General features: G+C 61.1%; 15 protein-coding genes. 9 read left to right on the top strand and 6 right to left on the bottom strand.

Annotated elements, in window-relative coordinates; all coding sequences use genetic code 11:
* Nucleotides 1-2: 2 nt before the first annotated feature.
* Nucleotides 3-1,556: a galactarate dehydratase gene (gene garD / locus ACYZTK_RS11420; protein WP_462014530.1), complete on the top strand. Its 1,554-nt coding sequence runs from the start codon at nt 3-5 to the stop codon at nt 1,554-1,556.
* 189 nt (nt 1,557-1,745) lie between these two features.
* On the top strand, nt 1,746-2,687 hold the full coding sequence (locus tag ACYZTK_RS11415) for an AEC family transporter (protein WP_462014529.1): 942 nt from the start codon (nt 1,746-1,748) through the stop codon (nt 2,685-2,687).
* An 83-nt stretch (nt 2,688-2,770) separates the two neighbouring features.
* Here ACYZTK_RS11415 and ACYZTK_RS11410 read toward each other — a convergent pair whose 3' ends face one another.
* The 6 genes from ACYZTK_RS11410 to gatC form a co-directional block, all read right to left on the bottom strand.
* Nucleotides 2,771-3,148 carry a carboxymuconolactone decarboxylase family protein gene (locus ACYZTK_RS11410; RefSeq protein ID WP_462014528.1) on the bottom strand — a complete coding sequence of 126 codons (378 nt, stop codon included), beginning with the start codon at nt 3,146-3,148 and terminating at the stop codon, nt 2,771-2,773.
* Nucleotides 3,145-4,203, bottom strand: coding sequence for a calcium/sodium antiporter (locus tag ACYZTK_RS11405; protein WP_462014892.1), 1,059 nt, complete (start codon nt 4,201-4,203; stop codon nt 3,145-3,147). The genes ACYZTK_RS11410 and ACYZTK_RS11405 overlap by 4 nt, the downstream gene beginning before the upstream one ends.
* Nucleotides 4,204-4,253: 50 nt before the next feature.
* Nucleotides 4,254-4,628: a septal ring lytic transglycosylase RlpA family protein gene (locus tag ACYZTK_RS11400; RefSeq protein WP_462014527.1), complete on the bottom strand. Its 375-nt coding sequence runs from the start codon at nt 4,626-4,628 to the stop codon at nt 4,254-4,256.
* Nucleotides 4,629-4,779: 151 nt separating this feature from the next.
* On the bottom strand, nt 4,780-6,225 hold the full coding sequence (gatB, locus tag ACYZTK_RS11395) for an Asp-tRNA(Asn)/Glu-tRNA(Gln) amidotransferase subunit GatB (RefSeq protein WP_462014526.1): 1,446 nt from the start codon (nt 6,223-6,225) through the stop codon (nt 4,780-4,782).
* 10 nt (nt 6,226-6,235) lie between these two features.
* Nucleotides 6,236-7,687, bottom strand: coding sequence for an Asp-tRNA(Asn)/Glu-tRNA(Gln) amidotransferase subunit GatA (gene gatA / locus ACYZTK_RS11390; protein WP_462014525.1), 1,452 nt, complete (start codon nt 7,685-7,687; stop codon nt 6,236-6,238).
* 16 nt (nt 7,688-7,703) lie between these two features.
* Nucleotides 7,704-7,991 (bottom strand): Asp-tRNA(Asn)/Glu-tRNA(Gln) amidotransferase subunit GatC, encoded by a 288-nt coding sequence (gatC, locus tag ACYZTK_RS11385; RefSeq protein WP_045061473.1) that lies wholly within the window; start codon nt 7,989-7,991, stop codon nt 7,704-7,706.
* 210 nt (nt 7,992-8,201) lie between these two features.
* Here gatC and mreB point away from each other — a divergent pair, with 210 nt between their 5' ends.
* The 7 genes from mreB to ACYZTK_RS11350 all read left to right on the top strand — a co-directional run bounded on the left by mreB (nt 8,202) and on the right by ACYZTK_RS11350 (nt 18,006).
* Nucleotides 8,202-9,239 (top strand): rod shape-determining protein MreB, encoded by a 1,038-nt coding sequence (gene mreB, locus ACYZTK_RS11380; RefSeq protein ID WP_002555108.1) that lies wholly within the window; start codon nt 8,202-8,204, stop codon nt 9,237-9,239.
* A gap of 175 nt (nt 9,240-9,414) precedes the next feature.
* Entirely contained in the window at nt 9,415-10,470 is a 1,056-nt protein-coding gene (gene mreC / locus ACYZTK_RS11375; RefSeq protein ID WP_462014524.1) for a rod shape-determining protein MreC, read from the top strand.
* The gene (mreD, locus tag ACYZTK_RS11370; protein ID WP_045061471.1) at nt 10,470-10,961 is read left to right on the top strand and encodes a rod shape-determining protein MreD; all 492 of its coding nucleotides are present in this window, start codon (nt 10,470-10,472) and stop codon (nt 10,959-10,961) included. The genes mreC and mreD overlap by 1 nt, the downstream gene beginning before the upstream one ends.
* Before the next feature lie 40 nt (nt 10,962-11,001).
* The gene (locus ACYZTK_RS11365) at nt 11,002-11,598 is read left to right on the top strand and encodes a Maf family protein (RefSeq protein WP_462014523.1); all 597 of its coding nucleotides are present in this window, start codon (nt 11,002-11,004) and stop codon (nt 11,596-11,598) included.
* Between the two features lie 57 nt (nt 11,599-11,655).
* Nucleotides 11,656-13,113: a ribonuclease G gene (gene rng / locus ACYZTK_RS11360; protein ID WP_462014522.1), complete on the top strand. Its 1,458-nt coding sequence runs from the start codon at nt 11,656-11,658 to the stop codon at nt 13,111-13,113.
* Between the two features lie 75 nt (nt 13,114-13,188).
* On the top strand, nt 13,189-16,992 hold the full coding sequence (locus ACYZTK_RS11355; protein ID WP_462014521.1) for a YhdP family protein: 3,804 nt from the start codon (nt 13,189-13,191) through the stop codon (nt 16,990-16,992).
* A 165-nt stretch (nt 16,993-17,157) separates the two neighbouring features.
* A complete protein-coding gene (locus ACYZTK_RS11350; RefSeq protein ID WP_462014520.1) occupies nt 17,158-18,006 on the top strand; it encodes a carbon-nitrogen hydrolase family protein in 849 nt (282 codons plus the stop codon).

Raw genomic sequence — 18,006 nt, 5'->3', positions numbered from 1 at the left:
TCATGCAGTTGATCGAACATTCCGACTCGCCGCGCTACATCCGTTTGCACGAGCGGGACAACGTGGTCGTCGTGGTTAACGACCAGGGTGTGCCTGCCGGCACTGAATTTGCGGACGGCCTGATAACCCTGGACTTCGTGCCGCAGAGCCACAAAGTTACTCTGGAAGATATTCCCGAGGGCGGCCAGGTGATTCGTTACGGCCAGACCATTGGCTATGCGTTGCAGCCGATCCCCCGCGGCAGTTGGGTCAATGAAGATCAACTGCGCATGCCCACAGCGCCACCGCTGGACAGCTTGCCGCTGTCTACCGAAGTGCCAGCGGCGCAGGCTCCGCTCGAAGGGTTCACTTTCGAGGGTTATCGCAATGCCGACGGCACCGTGGGCACGCGCAACATTCTCGGGATCACCACCACGGTGCAGTGTGTTACCGGGGTACTCGATCATGCGGTCAAGCGCATTAAGGACGAGTTGCTGCCCAAGTATCCGAACGTCGACGACGTGGTGGCGCTGACCCACAGCTACGGTTGTGGCGTGGCGATTACCGCGACGGATGCGTACATCCCGATCCGCACCGTGCGCAACCTGGCGCGCAACCCGAACCTGGGCGGCGAGGCACTGGTGATCAGCCTGGGCTGCGAGAAATTGCAGGCCGGGCAGGTGATGCACGAGGGCGACAGTTCGGTGAATTTGAGCGATCCGTGGCTGTACCGCCTGCAGGATTCCAGTCACGGTTTCAGCGAGATGATCGAGCAGATCATGGCGCTGGCCGAGACCCGTTTGAAAAAGCTCGATCAGCGTCGCCGGGAAACCGTGCCGGCGTCCGAGTTGATTCTTGGCATGCAGTGCGGCGGCAGCGATGCGTTCTCCGGGATCACTGCCAACCCGGCCCTGGGCTATGCCTCGGACCTGTTATTACGCGCCGGTGCGACGGTGATGTTTTCCGAAGTCACCGAAGTGCGCGATGCGATTTACCTGCTGACCTCCCGGGCGGAAACCGAGGAAGTCGCCCAGGAGCTGGTGCGTGAAATGGACTGGTACGACCGATACCTGGCCAAGGGCGAAGCGGACCGCAGCGCCAACACCACGCCGGGGAACAAGAAGGGCGGGTTGTCGAACATTGTCGAGAAGTCCCTGGGCTCGATCGTCAAATCCGGTAGCAGCGCTATCAATGGGGTGCTCGGTCCTGGCGAACGGTTCAAGCGCAAAGGTCTGATTTTTTGCGCGACCCCGGCCAGTGATTTTGTCTGTGGGACTTTGCAACTGGCCGCCGGGATGAACCTGCACGTGTTCACCACCGGGCGTGGTACGCCGTATGGACTGGCGATGGCGCCGGTGGTGAAGGTGTCGACTCGGACTGAACTGGCGCAACGCTGGCCGGACCTGATCGATATCGATGCCGGGCGGATCGCCACCGGCCGGGCTTCGATCGAGGATCTGGGGTGGGAGTTGTTCCACTACTACCTGGACGTCGCCAGCGGCAGGAAGCAAACGTGGGCGGAGCAGCATAAACTGCATAACGACATCACCCTGTTCAACCCTGCGCCTATCACTTAAGACCGAGTCGCCTGCATCGCGGGCAAGCCTTGCTCCCACAGGAGATCTGCTTTGTTGCACAAATTGTGTGAATACTGCACATCCCCTGTGGGAGCAAGGCTTGCCCGCGATGGCGGTCTAACAGACGCCACGGGGCCTGGTGGCTTATCATTAGCCACCTAACGACGCCCACCCAAGGTTACCCCCGGCATGCTGGCAATCTTCCTCGAAACCCTGAACATCACCGCCCCGGTGTTTGCCATGCTGTTTCTGGGTGTGCTGCTCAAGCGCATCGACTGGATCAACGACAACTTTATCCACACCGCCTCCGCCCTGGTGTTCAACGTCACCATGCCGGCGCTGCTGTTTCTGGGCATCCTGCATGCCGACCTGCACGCCGCGCTGCAACCGGCGCTGTTGATCTATTTCTCGCTGGCAACCCTGGTCTGTTTCGCCATCGCCTGGGGCTGGGCGATCTGGAAGTGCCCACGGGAAGATCGCGGTATCTACACCCAGGGTGCCTTTCGCGGTAACAACGGGGTGATCGGTCTGGCGCTGGCGGCGAGCATGTACGGCGACTACGGGATCTCCCTCGGGGCGATTCTCGCGGCGCTGGTGATCCTGTTTTACAACACCCTGTCGACCATTGTGCTGGCGGTCTACAGCCCGGTGATCAAGTCCGACCCCTGGAGCATCTGCAAGAGCGTGATGATCAATCCGCTGATCATCAGCGTATTTGCTGCAGCACCCTTCGCCTATTTCAAGATCGGCTTGCCCGGCTGGCTGGAAACCTCCGGCCAGTACCTGGCACAGACCACATTGCCCCTGGCGCTGATCTGCATCGGCGGCACCCTGTCGCTGGCGGCGATGCGCAAAAGCGGCTCGATGGCGCTCAGTTCCAGCCTGGTCAAGATGATCGGCCTTCCGGTGCTGGCGACCCTGGGTGCATGGCTATGGGGTTTTCGCGGGGCGGAGTTGGGGATTCTGTTCCTGTACTTCGGCAGCCCGACTGCCGCTGCCAGTTTTGTCATGGCGCGCCAGGCCAATGGCAACCATGAGCTGGCGGCGGCGATCATTGTGATTACCACCCTGATGGCGGCGGTGACTACCAATGTCGGGATCTTTCTGTTGCAGTGGGGCGGGTGGATCTAGATCAAAGGATCGCAGCCTTCGGCAGCTCCTACAGGGTTACGCGTTCTCTTGTAGGAGCTGCCGAAGGCTGCGATCTTTTGACCTTACGGTTTTTGATAGCTATCTATCACTTCCTGCGCCGCCCGAAACGCATCGATTGCCGCCGGCACGCCCGCATACACTGCACAATGCAGCAGTGCCTCGCGAATTTCTTCCACCGTGCAACCATTGTTCAAGGCACCGCGCACGTGGCCCTTGAGTTCCTGCGGGCACTTCAATGCGGTCAGCGCGGCCAGGGTGATCAGGCTGCGGGTTTTTAGCGGCAGGCCTTCGCGGTTCCAGACGCTGCCCCAGGCGTGCTCGTTGACGAAGTCCTGCAGCGGCTGGGTGAACTCGGTGGCATTGCCGAGTGCGCGATCAACGAACGCATCGCCCATCACTTGTCGGCGCACTTCAACGCCGGGCTTTTTATTGTCGGTCATGGCAATTCCTTCTTGTGGTGTTGGCGGCGCCAGGCGAGCAGGGACGTGAACAGTAAAAACGCCACCAAGGCCGGCAGGACGAAAAACAGCATCAGGTGTTCGAGTTTGCCGGCCAGGGGCATGCCGGTGGTGAACGACACCACATGCAGGCCGTAGGCCAGGTACAGGCCCAGGAATACCAGGCCTTCGGCACGCGTCACCCGGTAGCCGGAATAGAAGATGGGCAGGCACAGCGCCGCGACGCCGAGCATCACCGGCAGGTCGAAATCCAAAGCGTTGGGCGAGACCGACAGCGGCGTCGGGGCGATCAGTGCGGTCACTCCGAGCACGCCCAGCAGGTTGAACAGGTTGCTGCCAATGACGTTGCCCACGGCGATTTCGCGCTGGCCGCGCAAGGCGGCAATCAGTGAAGTGGCCAGTTCCGGCAGGGAGGTGCTGATGGCGACGATGGTCAGGCCGATGATCCGCTCCGACAGCCCCAGGTCAGTCGCCACGGCCACCGCAGCGCCCAGCAGCAAGTGCCCGGCGTAAATCAGCATCGCCAGCCCGGCGACGATCATCAGCAGGCTGCTGAACCAGGGTGCCTGGCGAGTTTCATCGTGGGACGGTGGCCGGGCCGAGTGCCGCGACTGACGCAGCAGCAAGCCCAGGTACAACACCAGCGCGGCCAGCAGTATCACACCGTCGAGGCGGGTCAGTTCTTCATTCCACGCGAGGACGAAGACCAGCAGGCTGGCGCCGATCATCAGCGGGATATCCAGGCGCACCAATTGCCGCGACACCCGCAGCGGGATGATCAGCGCCGACAGGCCGAGCGTTACCAGGATGTTGAAGATGCTGCTGCCGATCACGCTGCCGACGGCGATATCGACGTTCTGCGCCAGGGTCGCCTGCAGGCTGACGGCCATTTGCGGCGCGCTGCTGCCGAGGGCGACGATGGTCAGGCCGATGATCAGTGGCCGAACGTGCAGGCGCGCGGCCAGGCGCACGGCGGCGCGCACCATCAGCTCGGCGCCGGCGATCAGTAGAACCAGGCCGCTGAGCAATTCAATCAGATTGATCAGGGGCAAATCTGCAAGTCCGAAAATGGTCGGCGCTCCAGCTGTCAGTCGTCGAGGGCTTGCACACGAACCCGTGCGGTCCCGCTTCTAAGCATACCCAGTCGCTCGGCAGCCTCGTGAGAAAGATCAATCAGGCGCCCACGGGTGTGTGGCCCGCGGTCATTGATCCGGACCACGCAGGATTTGTCATTGCTCAGATTGGTGACCTTCACCCGCGTACCGAAGGGTAGTTGGCGATGGGCGGCGGTCAGGGAATTCTTGTTGAAACGCTCGCCACTGGCGGTGCGTTTGCCTTGGTGTTTGGCGCCGTAATAGGACGCGGTGCCGGTCTTGTCGTAACCGTGGGGGTCGATGATGTCGTTGCTGGAGCAACCGGCCAGCAGGGAGAGCAGGGCGCAGGCGCTGAGTAGACGCTTCATTCAAAGTTTTCCACAAAGCAAATGTGGGAGCGGGCTTGCTCGCGAAAGCGGTGGGACATTCTACATTTTCGTTGGATGTCACATCGCTTTCGCGAGCAAGCCCGCTCCCACAGGGGGATCGAGCCAGGGTTGGGGGCTGGCTCGATTCTCATCAGCCTTCGAGCTTGCTTTTCAGCAGTTCATTGACCTGTTGCGGGTTGGCCTTGCCTTTGGAAGCTTTCATGGCCTGGCCAACGAAGAAGCCGAACATCTTCCCGCGTTTGGCTTCGTCTGCCGCACGGTATTGTTCGACCTGCTCGGCGTTGGCCGCGAGCATCTCGTCCAGTACCGCCGAGATCGCGCCGCTGTCGGTCACTTGCTTGAGGCCGCGTTTGTCGATGATCTCGTCAGCGCTGCCTTCACCGTTGGCCATGGCTTCAAACACCACTTTGGCAATTTTGCCGGAGATGGTGTTGTCCTTGATGCGCAGCAGCATGCCGCCCAGTTGTTCGGCCGAGACCGGCGACTGGTCGATGTCCAGGCCCTGCCTGTTCAACAGGCTGCCCAATTCAACCATCACCCAGTTGGCCGCCAGCTTGGCGTCGCCGCCAATGCTCACGACTTTCTCGAAGTAATCGGCTTGCTCACGGCTGGTGGACAGGACGCTGGCGTCGTAGACCGACAGGCCGAACTGCGCCTGGAAACGCTCGCGTTTCTGCGGCGGCAATTCCGGCAGGGTCGCGCGCACTTCGTCGAGGAACGAGTCCTCGATGACCACCGGCAGCAGGTCCGGGTCGGGGAAGTAACGGTAGTCGTTGGCTTCCTCTTTGCTGCGCATCGGACGGGTCTCGTCCTTGTTCGGATCGTACAGGCGGGTTTGCTGAATCACCCGGCCGCCGTCTTCGATCAATTCGATCTGGCGCTGCACTTCGCTGTTGATCGCCTTCTCGATGAAGCGGAACGAGTTGACGTTCTTGATCTCGCAGCGAGTGCCGTACTCAACCTGGCCCTTCGGACGGATCGACACGTTGCAGTCGCAACGCAGCGAACCTTCGGCCATGTTGCCGTCACAGATGCCCAGGTAGCGCACCAGGGCGTGGATCGTTTTGACATAGGCCACGGCTTCCTTGGCGCTGCGCATGTCCGGCTCGGAAACGATTTCCAGCAGCGGCGTGCCGGCACGGTTCAGGTCGATGCCGGTGGCGCCGTTGAATTCTTCGTGCAGGCTTTTACCGGCGTCCTCTTCCAGGTGCGCACGGGTCACGCCGACACGTTTGATCGTGCCGTCGTCCAAGGCGATGTCCAGGTGGCCCTTGCCAACGATCGGCAATTCCATCTGGCTGATCTGGTAGCCCTTGGGCAGGTCCGGGTAGAAATAGTTTTTACGGGCAAACACGTTGTGCTGGCCGATCTCGGCATCGATGGCCAGGCCGAACATCACCGCCATGCGCACCGCTTCCTGGTTCAGCACCGGCAATACGCCAGGCATGCCGAGGTCAACCAGGCTGGCCTGGGTGTTCGGCTCGGAACCGAAAGTGGTGGAACTACCGGAAAAGATTTTCGACCGGGTGGTGAGCTGGGTATGAATCTCCAGCCCGATCACGACTTCCCATTGCATGTGTTTCTCCTCAGAAGCCGGTTGGGGTGCGGGTGTGCCAGTCAGTGTGTAACTGATACTGATGGGCAACGTTCAACAGGCGACCTTCCTGGAAATACGGGGCAAGCAGTTGCACGCCCACCGGCAGGCCATCGACGAAACCGGCAGGCATGGACAAGCCTGGCAGGCCGGCGAGGTTGGCGGTGATGGTGTAGACGTCTTCCAGGTACGCGGCAACCGGGTCGCTGTTCTTGGCGCCAAGTTTCCACGCCGGGTTCGGCGTGGTTGGGCCGAGGATGATGTCGACCTCGGTGAAGGCGGCCATGAAGTCGTTTTTCACCAGGCGGCGGATTTTCTGCGCCTTCAGGTAGTAGGCGTCGTAGTAGCCGGCCGACAGCGCATAGGCACCGACCATGATCCGGCGCTGCACTTCCGGGCCGAAACCTTCGCCACGGGAACGCTTGTACAGGTCTTCAAGATTCTTTGGATCTTCGCAGCGATGACCGAAACGTACGCCGTCGAAACGCGACAGGTTGGACGAGGCCTCCGCCGGGGCGATCACGTAGTACGCAGGAATCGCATGCTGCATGTTCGGCAGGCTGATTTCCTTGATCACGGCACCGAGCTTTTCCAGCTCCTTGATGCTGTTGTGGATAAGCTCGGCGATGCGCGGGTCGAGACCGGCGCTGAAATACTCTTTCGGCACGCCGATGCGCAGGCCCTGCAGCGAACCGTTGAGGCTGGCGCTGTAATCCGGCACGGGCTCGTCGATGCTGGTGGAGTCATTGGCGTCGAAACCGGCCATGCCTTGCAGCAGGATCGCGCAGTCTTCGGCGGTGCGCGCGAGTGGGCCGCCCTGATCGAGGCTGGAGGCGTAAGCGATCATGCCCCAGCGCGAAACACGACCGTACGTCGGTTTCAGCCCTGTCAGGTTGGTAAATGCGGCGGGCTGACGAATGGAGCCCCCGGTGTCGGTCGCAGTAGCGGCCGGCAGCAGGCGAGCGGCTACGGCAGCGGCCGAACCACCGGACGAACCGCCCGGCACGTGTTCCAGGTTCCACGGGTTTTTCACCGCGCCGTAGTAGCTCGACTCGTTCGCCGAGCCCATGGCGAACTCGTCCATGTTGGTCTTGCCCAGCGTCACGGCTCCGGCAGCGGCCAGCTTGGCAACCACAGTGGCGTCGTATGGCGCCTTGAAGTTGTCGAGCATCTTCGAGCCGCAGCTGGTGCGGATGCCCTGGGTGCAGAACAGGTCCTTGTGGGCGATCGGCGCACCCAGTAGCGCACCGTTCTCACCATTGGCCCGACGTGCGTCAGCGGCCTTGGCCTGCTGCAGCGCCAGGTCTTCGGTGAGGCTGATGAAGCTATTGAGCTGCGGATCGAGCTGGGCGATGCGCGCCAGCAGGACCTTGGTCAGCTCTTCGGAAGAAAACTTTTTATCGGCGAGTCCGCGGGCGATCTCGGCCAGAGTCATGTGATGCATTGCAGGCTCTTTCCCTTTAGTCGATGACTTTCGGAACCAGGTACAGGCCGTTTTCGACCGCTGGTGCGATGGACTGGTAGGCCTCTCGATGATCGGTCTCGGTCACGACGTCCGCGCGCAGGCGCTGGCTGGCTTCCAGTGGATGGGCGAGCGGCTCGATACCGTCGGTATTGACCGCCTGCATTTCGTCGACCAGCCCGAGAATGCTGTTCAGGGCCGAAGTGATGTGTGGAAGATCGGCATCATTGAGGCCAAGGCAGGCCAGATGAGCGATTTTTTCCACGTCGGAGCGTTCAAGCGCCATGGGAATCTCCAGTGGAAAACAGAACGGACGGCGTCCGTGTGTTAGATTGTCGGAACACTACCGCATTTCTACGGTCATAAGGCCGCGATTGTGGGGGTTGGTGCACAGAAAAGCGGTCAATTTAACATATTGGCGCCTTGCCCAAAATCCCTGTCGTTGTTAGAGTTTGCCGCACTTTTTTACCCACGCGTTGCCTAGGGTCCTTTCCCCATGTTCAAGAAACTGCGTGGCATGTTTTCCAGCGATCTTTCCATTGACCTGGGCACTGCCAACACCCTTATTTACGTGCGCGAGCGCGGAATCGTTCTGAATGAGCCATCGGTTGTGGCCATTCGGACACACGGTAACCAGAAAAGTGTCGTGGCCGTCGGCACCGAGGCCAAGCGCATGCTCGGCCGTACACCAGGAAATATCGCTGCCATTCGTCCGATGAAAGACGGCGTTATCGCCGACTTCAGCGTCTGCGAAAAGATGCTGCAGTACTTCATCAACAAGGTTCACGAAAACAGCTTTCTGCAGCCAAGCCCGCGTGTGCTGATTTGCGTTCCGTGCAAATCCACCCAGGTTGAGCGTCGTGCCATCCGTGAATCGGCTCTTGGTGCCGGTGCCCGTGAAGTGTTCCTGATCGAAGAGCCAATGGCGGCTGCGATCGGTGCCGGCTTGCCGGTAGAAGAAGCGCGCGGCTCGATGGTTGTCGATATCGGTGGTGGTACCACTGAAATCGCACTCATCTCCCTGAACGGTGTGGTCTACGCCGAATCCGTACGGGTTGGCGGCGACCGCTTCGACGAAGCGATCATCACCTACGTGCGTCGCAACTACGGCAGCCTGATCGGTGAGTCGACTGCCGAGCGCATTAAGCAGGAAATCGGTACGGCCTACCCGGGCGGCGAAGTTCGCGAAGTCGATGTTCGCGGTCGCAACCTGGCCGAAGGTGTTCCACGTGCCTTCACCCTGAACTCCAATGAAGTGCTGGAAGCTCTGCAAGAGTCCCTGGCCACCATCGTTCAGGCAGTGAAAAGCGCACTGGAGCAATCGCCTCCGGAACTGGCTTCCGACATCGCCGAGCGCGGCCTGGTGCTGACCGGTGGTGGCGCCTTGCTGCGTGACCTCGACAAGTTGCTGGCCCAGGAAACCGGTCTGCCGGTGATCGTTGCCGAAGATCCGCTGACCTGTGTTGCTCGCGGCGGTGGTCGTGCCCTGGAAATGATGGATAAACACACCATGGACCTGCTCTCCAGCGAATAATTCGCCGGGTTGCATCTATGCTGTTGAGCGCGCAGGCAGCACTTTGCAGTGCTGCCTGTTGGCGTTTATCTTCTGTCAGTCTGCATCCAGCCGGTCTGCCGTATGAATAGACAAAACATTTGCCTGGGAGGAGCGGCTTATTAAACCGCTTTTCACCAAAGGGCCTTCACTGGGCGTGCGCTTGTTGGTGCTGGTCGTGCTATCGGTCGCGCTGATGGTGGTCGATGCCCGCTTCACACTGTTCAAGCCAGTGCGTAGCCAGATGTCGCTGGTGCTGATGCAGTCCTACTGGATCACCGACTTGCCGCAGCGGTTATGGCAAGGTGTGGCCAGCCAGTTTGGCAGCCGCACCGAACTCGTTGCCGAAAACGAAAAACTCAAGAGCGAAAACCTGCTGTTGCAGGGGCGCATGCAAAAGCTTGCCTCCCTCACCGAGCAGAACGTTCGGCTGCGCGAGTTGCTCAACTCTTCGGCACTGGTCAACGAAAAGGTCGAAGTGGCCGAGTTGATCGGCATGGATCCCAATCCATTCACCCATCGCATCATCATCAACAAGGGTGAGCGCGACGGTGTGGTCCTCGGTCAGCCGGTGCTCGATGCCCGTGGCCTGATGGGGCAGGTGGTCGAGTTGATGCCTTACACCTCTCGCGTGTTGCTGCTGACCGATACCACCCACAGTATTCCGGTTCAGGTCAACCGCAACGGCCTGCGCGCGATCGCCAGCGGCACCGGCAACCCGGAACGCCTGGAACTGCGCCACGTGGCTGATACGGCCGACATCAAGGAAGGCGATCTGCTGGTTAGTTCCGGCCTGGGGCAGCGATTCCCGGCGGGTTATCCGGTGGCGACGGTCAAGGAAGTGATCCATGACTCCGGCCAGCCGTTCGCGATAGTTCGCGCCGTGCCCACCGCCGCCTTGAATCGCAGCCGTTACCTGCTGTTGGTTTTCAGCGACGGTCGCACTGCAGAAGAACGCGCCAATGAAGCGGCGCAGGCCCAGGAAACCCTGGATCAGTACGGTGGTGGCCCGGTCATTCCGGCAACAGTGTCGAAGCCGGCCATGGTTCCGGCAGCAGTTGCTGCGCCTGTCGCACCGGCTGCCGTACCTGCCGTACCTGCCGCAGCTCCTGCGGCAACGACTCCGGCCAAGCCGGTCGCCACCAGGCCGCCGGCCAAACCACCTGCCAAACCGCCTGTCTCCGCACCGGCTGCCACTGGGGGACGAGAATAATGGTCGGTACGACTGCTTCGCGAAACGGCTGGATCGTCTGGCTGACCTTCGCCATCGGCATGCTGCTCAGCGTTTCACCGCTACCGCAGTTCATGGAAATCCTGCGTCCGTTGTGGCTGGCCTTGCTGCTGGCCTTCTGGGCGCTGGCGATGCCGCAGAAAGTCGGCATGGTCACCGCGTGGTGCCTGGGCCTGGCCGAAGACGTGCTCTACGGTACGCTGCTGGGCCAGAACGCACTGATCCTGACGCTCATCACCTTCCTGGTGCTGTCACTGCAACAACGCCTGCGAATGTTCCCGATGTGGCAACAGAGCCTGGTGATCCTGGTGATCTTCGGCCTCGCACAGCTAGTGCAGCTGTGGCTCAGTGCACTGACCGGTAATCGCCAGCCAACCCTGGCGCTGGTGTTGCCGGCGCTGGTCAGTGCCTTGCTCTGGCCGTGGATCAGCTACGGTTTGCGCGGATTGCGTCGACGCTACAAGATCAACTAATCCACTCGGGCATTTGCCATTTCGACAGGGAGATGTCTTGATGAAACAGCTATTTCTCGCCTCAGGCTCGCCACGTCGGCGTGAACTACTCACGCAAATCGGCGTGCCGTTCTCCGCCATCAGCGCGGACATCGATGAAACCCCATTAACTCAAGAATCCCCTTCAGCCTATGTCGAGCGCCTCGCGCGTGGCAAGGCCCTGGCCGGGAGAGGTGCCGTCGTGTGCCCCGCAGAGTTTTGCGTGCTGGGTGCCGATACGGCCGTGGTGCTGGACGGGAAAATTCTCGGCAAACCAGTAGACGAAGCCGACGCATGCGCCATGCTTATGCTGTTGTCGGGTCGCGAACATGAAGTTCTGACAGGTATTGCCTTGCTGGATGCAGAGCGTTGCGAATCCCGGGTGATCCGCAGCCTGGTGCGTTTTCGCCAGATCGGCCCCGGAGAAGCGGCCGCCTACTGGGCCAGCGGTGAACCTCGGGACAAGGCCGGCAGTTATGGCATCCAGGGGCTCGGCGCGGTGTTCGTGGCGGGGCTGGATGGCAGCTACTCGGCGGTGGTTGGCTTGCCGCTGTGCGAAACCGCAGAACTGCTGGGCCATTTCGGCATACCCTGTTGGCAAACCCTTAACGCGCTCTGAGCGTCGTACTGACAAGATGCGGCCATTATCGTGAAAATGCCTGAACGAGACCCTGCCATGAGTGAAGAGATCCTGATCAACATCACGCCGATGGAATCGCGCGTGGCGGTGGTGGAAAACGGTGTTCTGCAAGAGGTTCACGTCGAGCGCACGCAAAAGCGCGGGATCGTCGGCAACATCTATAAGGGCAAGGTCGTTCGGGTATTGCCAGGCATGCAGGCGGCATTTGTCGACATCGGCCTGGACCGCGCCGCGTTCATTCATGCGTCGGAAATCTCCCTGCGCGAAGGCCCGGCAGTCGAGAGCATCAGCGCGCTGGTGCATGAAGGCCAGAGCCTGGTGGTGCAGGTGACCAAGGACCCGATCGGTTCCAAGGGCGCTCGCCTGACCACCCAGCTGTCGATCCCCTCGCGTTACCTGGTGTACATGCCGCGCACCGCGCATGTCGGCATTTCCCTGAAGATCGAAGACGAAGCCGAGCGCGAACGGCTCAAGCAGGTGGTCACCGATTGCGTGGCCATGGAAGGCATCAAGGAAGCCGGCGGGTTCATCCTGCGCACTGCTGCCGAAGGCGCCGGCGCCGATGAAATCCTCATGGACATCCGTTACCTGCGCCGCTTGTGGGATCAGATCAACGAGCAGATCAAGACCATCGGCGCGCCAAGCGTGATCTACGAAGACCTCGGCCTGGCGTTGCGCACCCTGCGTGACCTGGTCAGCCCGAAGATCGAGAAGATCCGCATCGACTCCCGGGAAACCTTCCAGAAAACCACGCAGTTCGTCGCCGAGCTTATGCCGGAAATCGCCGACCGCCTGGAGCACTACCCTGGCGAACGGCCGATTTTCGACCTGTATGGCGTCGAAGACGAGATCCAGAAGGCTCTCGAACGCAAGGTCCCGCTCAAGTCCGGTGGCTACCTGGTGGTCGACCCGGCGGAAGCCATGAGCACTATCGACGTCAACACCGGGGCGTTTGTCGGCCATCGCAACCTCGAAGAAACCATCTTCAAGACCAACCTCGAAGCCGCCACCGCCATTGCCCGCCAACTGCGCCTGCGCAACCTGGGCGGGATCATCATCATCGATTTCATCGACATGGAAGACGAAGAGCACCAGCGCCAGGTGCTGCGCACGCTCGAGAAGCAGTTGGAGCGCGATCACGCCAAGACCAACATCATCGGGATCACCGAGTTGGGCCTGGTACAGATGACCCGCAAGCGCACCCGCGAAAGCCTCGAGCAGGTGCTGTGCGAGCCATGCAGCAGCTGCCAGGGCCGGGGCAAGCTGAAGACTCCGGAAACCGTCTGTTATGAAATCTTCCGGGAAATTCTCCGCGAGGCTCGCGCCTATCAGGCGGAGGGCTATCGTGTATTGGCGAACCAGAAAGTTGTCGACCGCTTGCTCGATGAGGAGTCGGGCAATGTCGCTGAGCTGGAGGGTTTCATCGGGCGCACCATTCGTTTCCAGGTGGAAACCATGTATTCCCAGGAACAATACGACGTGGTGCTGCTCTGAAGCCTTACGTTGTAAATCGCCTGGAACAGCTGGCCTCAGCTTTCTGTAGTTTTTATCCCATGGGAGCCACCTGACATGGACCGTCTGACACGCATATTGGCTGCACTGACCCGCTGGGGTCTGGGCCTGTGCGCGTTGGCTTTGGTGCTGATGGCGTTGTATGTCAGCCTCGGTCGGGAACTGACGCCACTGGTAGCCGAATACCGGGCAGAGGTCGAGAGCAAGGCCAGCGCGGCTTTGGGCATGCCCCTGCACATCGGTGAACTGGAAGGCAACTGGAGCGGGTTTGCACCGATCCTGCTGGCCCATGACGTGATGCTCGGCGAGGGTGCCAACTCCCTGCGTCTGGACCAGGTACGCGCGGTGCCGGATATCTGGGCCAGCCTGCTGGCTCGCGAAGTGCGCATTGCCCATCTCGAACTCAACGGCCTGAAGATCAGCCTCAAGGAAGGCGAGGATGGTCATTGGGCGCTTGAGGGTTTGCCGCTCCAGCAGGATCAGCCGCTGGACCCGGAACAACTGCTCAATCGCATGCAGATGGTTCAGCAGCTGACGGTTCTCGACAGCCAGGTGACCTTGCAGCCACTGGATCATCCGCCGCTGACCCTGACCTACTTGGGCCTCAGTCTCAAGACTGGCAGCTCGCGCCAGCGCCTCGATGCCCGCCTTACGTTGCCCGACGGCCAACCCATGGCCCTGAGCCTGCGCACTCGCCTGCGTGCCAGCGACTGGAAAAACGGCGAGGCGGACGCGTACCTCAGCGTGCCGCAAAGCGACTGGTCGAAATGGCTGCCGGAGCGCCTGACCCGGCAGTGGAATTTCAGCGAGATCAAGGCCGGCGGCGAGCTGTGGGTGAACTGGAACCAAGGCGCGCTGCAGAGCGCGGCCGTGCGCCTGAATGCGCCACAAATCAAGGGCGCCTACGCCGAGCGCAAGCCGGTGCAGATCAACAACCTGGCCCTCAATGGTTATTTCCAGCGCAACGCCGATGGCGTACTGGTAACCCTGGATTCCCTGGCCATGAACCTCGGCGAGACCCGTTGGGAATCTCGCCTGCAACTCAAGCAGACTGCGGCCACCGATAACACTGCGGAACTCTGGCACCTGCAAGCCGACCGCCTGGATCTGACGCCAATAACCCCGCTGCTGAATGCGCTGGGGCCGTTGCCCGAAGGCGTCGCCACGGCAGTTGAGCGACTGAAGGTGACTGGTGGCCTGCGTAACGTGCTGGTCGACTTCCGGCCAACGGCCACGGACGACAGCAAACTCAGCTTTGCCGCCAACCTGGATCAGGTTGGTTTTAATGCCTATCACGGTGCTCCAGCGGTTAGAAATGTCAGCGGCAGCATCAGCGGTGACCTGGGTCAGGGCGAGTTGCGCATGGACAGCAAGGATTTTTCCCTGCACCTGGACCCGATTTTCGCCAAGCCCTGGCAGTACATCCAGGCCAATGCGCGGTTGACCTGGAAGCTCGATAAAGATGCCTTCACCCTGATCGCGCCGTACCTGAAAGTGTTGGGCGAAGAGGGCAAGATCGCCGGCGACTTCCTGATCCGCCTGCATTTTGATCACTCCCAGGAAGACTACATGGACCTGCGGGTCGGCCTGGTGGACGGCGACGGCAAATACACGGCGAAGTATCTGCCGACCGTGTTGAGCCCGGCGCTGGACGAATGGCTGCGCACGGCCATTCTCAAGGGCGCGGTGGACCAGGGCTTCTTCCAGTACCAGGGTTCGTTGGCCCACGGTGCCGGGGACGCCGACCGCAGCATCAGCCTGTTCTTCAAGGTGCATGACGCCGAGTTGGCCTTTCAGCCGGGCTGGCCGCATGTCAGCAAGGTCAGTGGCGATGTGTTCGTCGAAGACAGCGGAGTGCGGATCCTCGCCAGCAAGGGCCAGTTGCTTGATACCCAGGTGCGCGATATCTACGTGGAAATTCCCCACGCGGCTCCCGGCAAAAGCAGTCACTTGCTGCTCGATGGCGCTTTTGCCGGCGGCTTGGGCGATGGCCTGAAAATCCTCCAGACCGCGCCAATCGGTACTGGCGAGACCTTCGCTGGCTGGGAAGGCGAGGGCGATCTGCAAGGCAAGTTGAAACTGGATATTCCGCTGGCCAAAGGCGAACTGCCGAAAATCCTGGTCGACTTCAAGACCGCCAAGGCGCGCTTGAAGTTGAGCGAGCCGGCCCTGGAGTTGACTCAGCTCAAGGGTGATTTCCGTTTCGACAGCGCCAAAGGCCTCAGTGGCCAGAACATCACGGCGCGGGCCTTCGATAAACCGGTGTCCGCGCAGATTTTTGCCGACGGCAGCGCCGGCAATCTCAAGACGCGCGTGACCGCTTCGGGCCAGGTCGAGGTGAAAAAGCTCACTGACTGGTTGCGCGTCACCCAGCCTCTGCCAGTGTCCGGGGTGATTCCATATCAGCTGCAACTCAACCTCGGCGGCGCTGACAGCCAGTTGCTGGTCAGTTCCAACCTCAAGGGCGTTGCTATCGATTTGCCGGCGCCGTTCGGCATGGCGGCCGACGTTGGCCGCGACACCACGTTTCGCATGACCCTGCAGGGCGCGGATCGGCGTTACTGGGTCAACTACGGTGAGCTGGCGAACTTCACCTACGAAGCGCCAACCAGCAATTTTGCCGAGGGTCGTGGTGAACTGCTGCTGGGCGGTGGACAGGCCGTTGTGCCAGGGGCCAAGGGCCTGCGAGTGCGCGGCTCGCTGCCGGCGCTGGACGTCGGCCCGTGGAAGGACCTGGCGGACAAGTACACCGGCCAGGATCCCGGCGGCAGCGCCAAGCAATTGCTCAGCAGCGTTGACCTGAGGATCGGCAAGCTGATTGCCATGGGCACGACTCTGGATCAGGCGTGGGTGCAGTTGAACCGCAGGGCGGCAACCTGGGCTTTGCAGCTCGACAGTCAACAGGTCAAGGGCACGGTCACTGTCCCCGATGCGAAAGCGGCGCCGATTGCGATCAATCTGCAGTACGTGAAGTTGCCGGCTCCCGATCCGACCGTTCTTGCCGATGAAAACTCTCCGGACCCGCTCGCTACCGTGGACCCGACCAAGATTCCGGCGCTGGATATCACGATCAACCAGCTGATGCAGGGCAAGGACCTGGTCGGCGGCTGGTCGCTGAAAGTCCGGCCGACGGCCAAAGGTATTGCCCTCAATACCCTGGACCTGGGGCTCAAGGGCATCCTGCTGCAGGGCAGCGGTGGCTGGGAAGGTACGCCCGGCGCTTCGAACAGCTGGTACAAGGGCCGGATCAGCGGCAAGAACCTTGCCGATGTGTTGAAAGGCTGGGGATTCGCGCCGAGTGTTACCAGCGAGGACTTCCATATGGACGTCGATGGTCGCTGGCCTGGATCTCCGGCCTGGCTGGCCACCAAACGTTTCTCCGGCAGCCTCGATGCATCGCTGAATAAAGGTCAGTTTGTCGAAGTGGAAGGTGGCGCCCAGGCATTGCGGGTGTTTGGCCTGCTCAACTTCAACTCGATCGGCCGGCGCCTGCGCCTGGACTTTTCCGACCTGTTTGGCAAAGGCCTGAGTTACGACCGGGTCAAGGGATTGCTGGTCGCCAGCAACGGGGTGTACGTCACCCGCGAGCCGATCCTGCTGACCGGGCCTTCAAGCAACATCGAATTGAACGGCACGCTGGACCTGGTGGGCGACAAGGTCGACGCCAAGTTGCTGGTGACCTTGCCGGTCACCAATAACCTGCCGATTGCCGCATTGATCGTCGGCGCACCGGCGATCGGTGGCGCGTTGTTCCTGATCGACAAATTGATCGGCGACCGCGTGGCGCGCTTCGCCAGCGTCAAGTACACCGTCAAGGGGCCATGGAAAGAGCCGAAAATCACCTTCGACAAGCCTTTTTGAAATCATCACCCCAGCTCTTTGGAGTAGCATGAACCCCGTAGGAGCTGCCGAAGGCTGCGATCTTTTGATCTTGATTTTGGCACGTTCAAAACCGTCCGGATCAAAAGATCGCAGCCTTCGGCAGCTCCTACGGGGTATGCGTCGATTTCAGGTTAGGAGTTCGCCATGTCATTTGCGGTGATTCAAATGGTCAGCCAGAGCGACGTGCTGGCCAATCTGGCCCAGGCCCGTCAGCTGCTTGAGCAGGCCGCTGCGGCGGGTGCGCAACTGGCCGTGCTGCCGGAAAACTTCGCCGCCATGGGCCGCCGCGACATCGCTGACATAGGTCGCGCCGAGGCTTTGGGTGAAGGCCCGATCCTGCCATGGTTGAAACAGACCGCCCTCGACCTCAAGTTATGGATAGTGGCCGGCACATTGCCGCTGCCGCCGGTGAATAATCCGACGGCCAAAGTGCATGCCTGCTCATTGCTGGTGAATGACCAAGGCGAGACGGTGGCGCGCTATGACAAGCTGCACCTGTTTGACGTGGATGTAACAGATAATCGCGGGCGTTATCGCGAATCCGATGACTATGCTTACGGCAGTGGCGTCGTCGTGGCGGATACGCCAGTCGGCCGGGTTGGCCTGACGGTGTGTTACGACCTGCGTTTTCCAGAGCTGTATAGCGAACTGCGTGCTGCCGGGGCGGAGTTGATTACCGCGCCGTCAGCCTTCACTGCGGTGACCGGCGCGGCGCATTGGGATGTGCTGATTCGCGCCCGGGCCATCGAGACTCAATGTTATGTGCTCGCGGCGGCCCAGGGTGGAACGCACCCAGGGCCCCGGGAAACCTGGGGGCACGCCGCCATCATCGACCCCTGGGGTCGCGTGCTGGCGCAGCAGGATCAAGGCGAGGCCGTGCTGCTGGCCGAACGCGATAGCAGCGAACAGGCGTCCATCAGGGCGCGCATGCCGGTGTCGAGTCACCGGCGCTTTTTCTCGCAGGGCGCTCAGCGACCTGCCTCAGAACGATGA

The organism is Pseudomonas sp. LB3P31, assembly GCF_054897945.1.
This window is presented reverse-complemented; position numbering and strand designations above follow the sequence as displayed.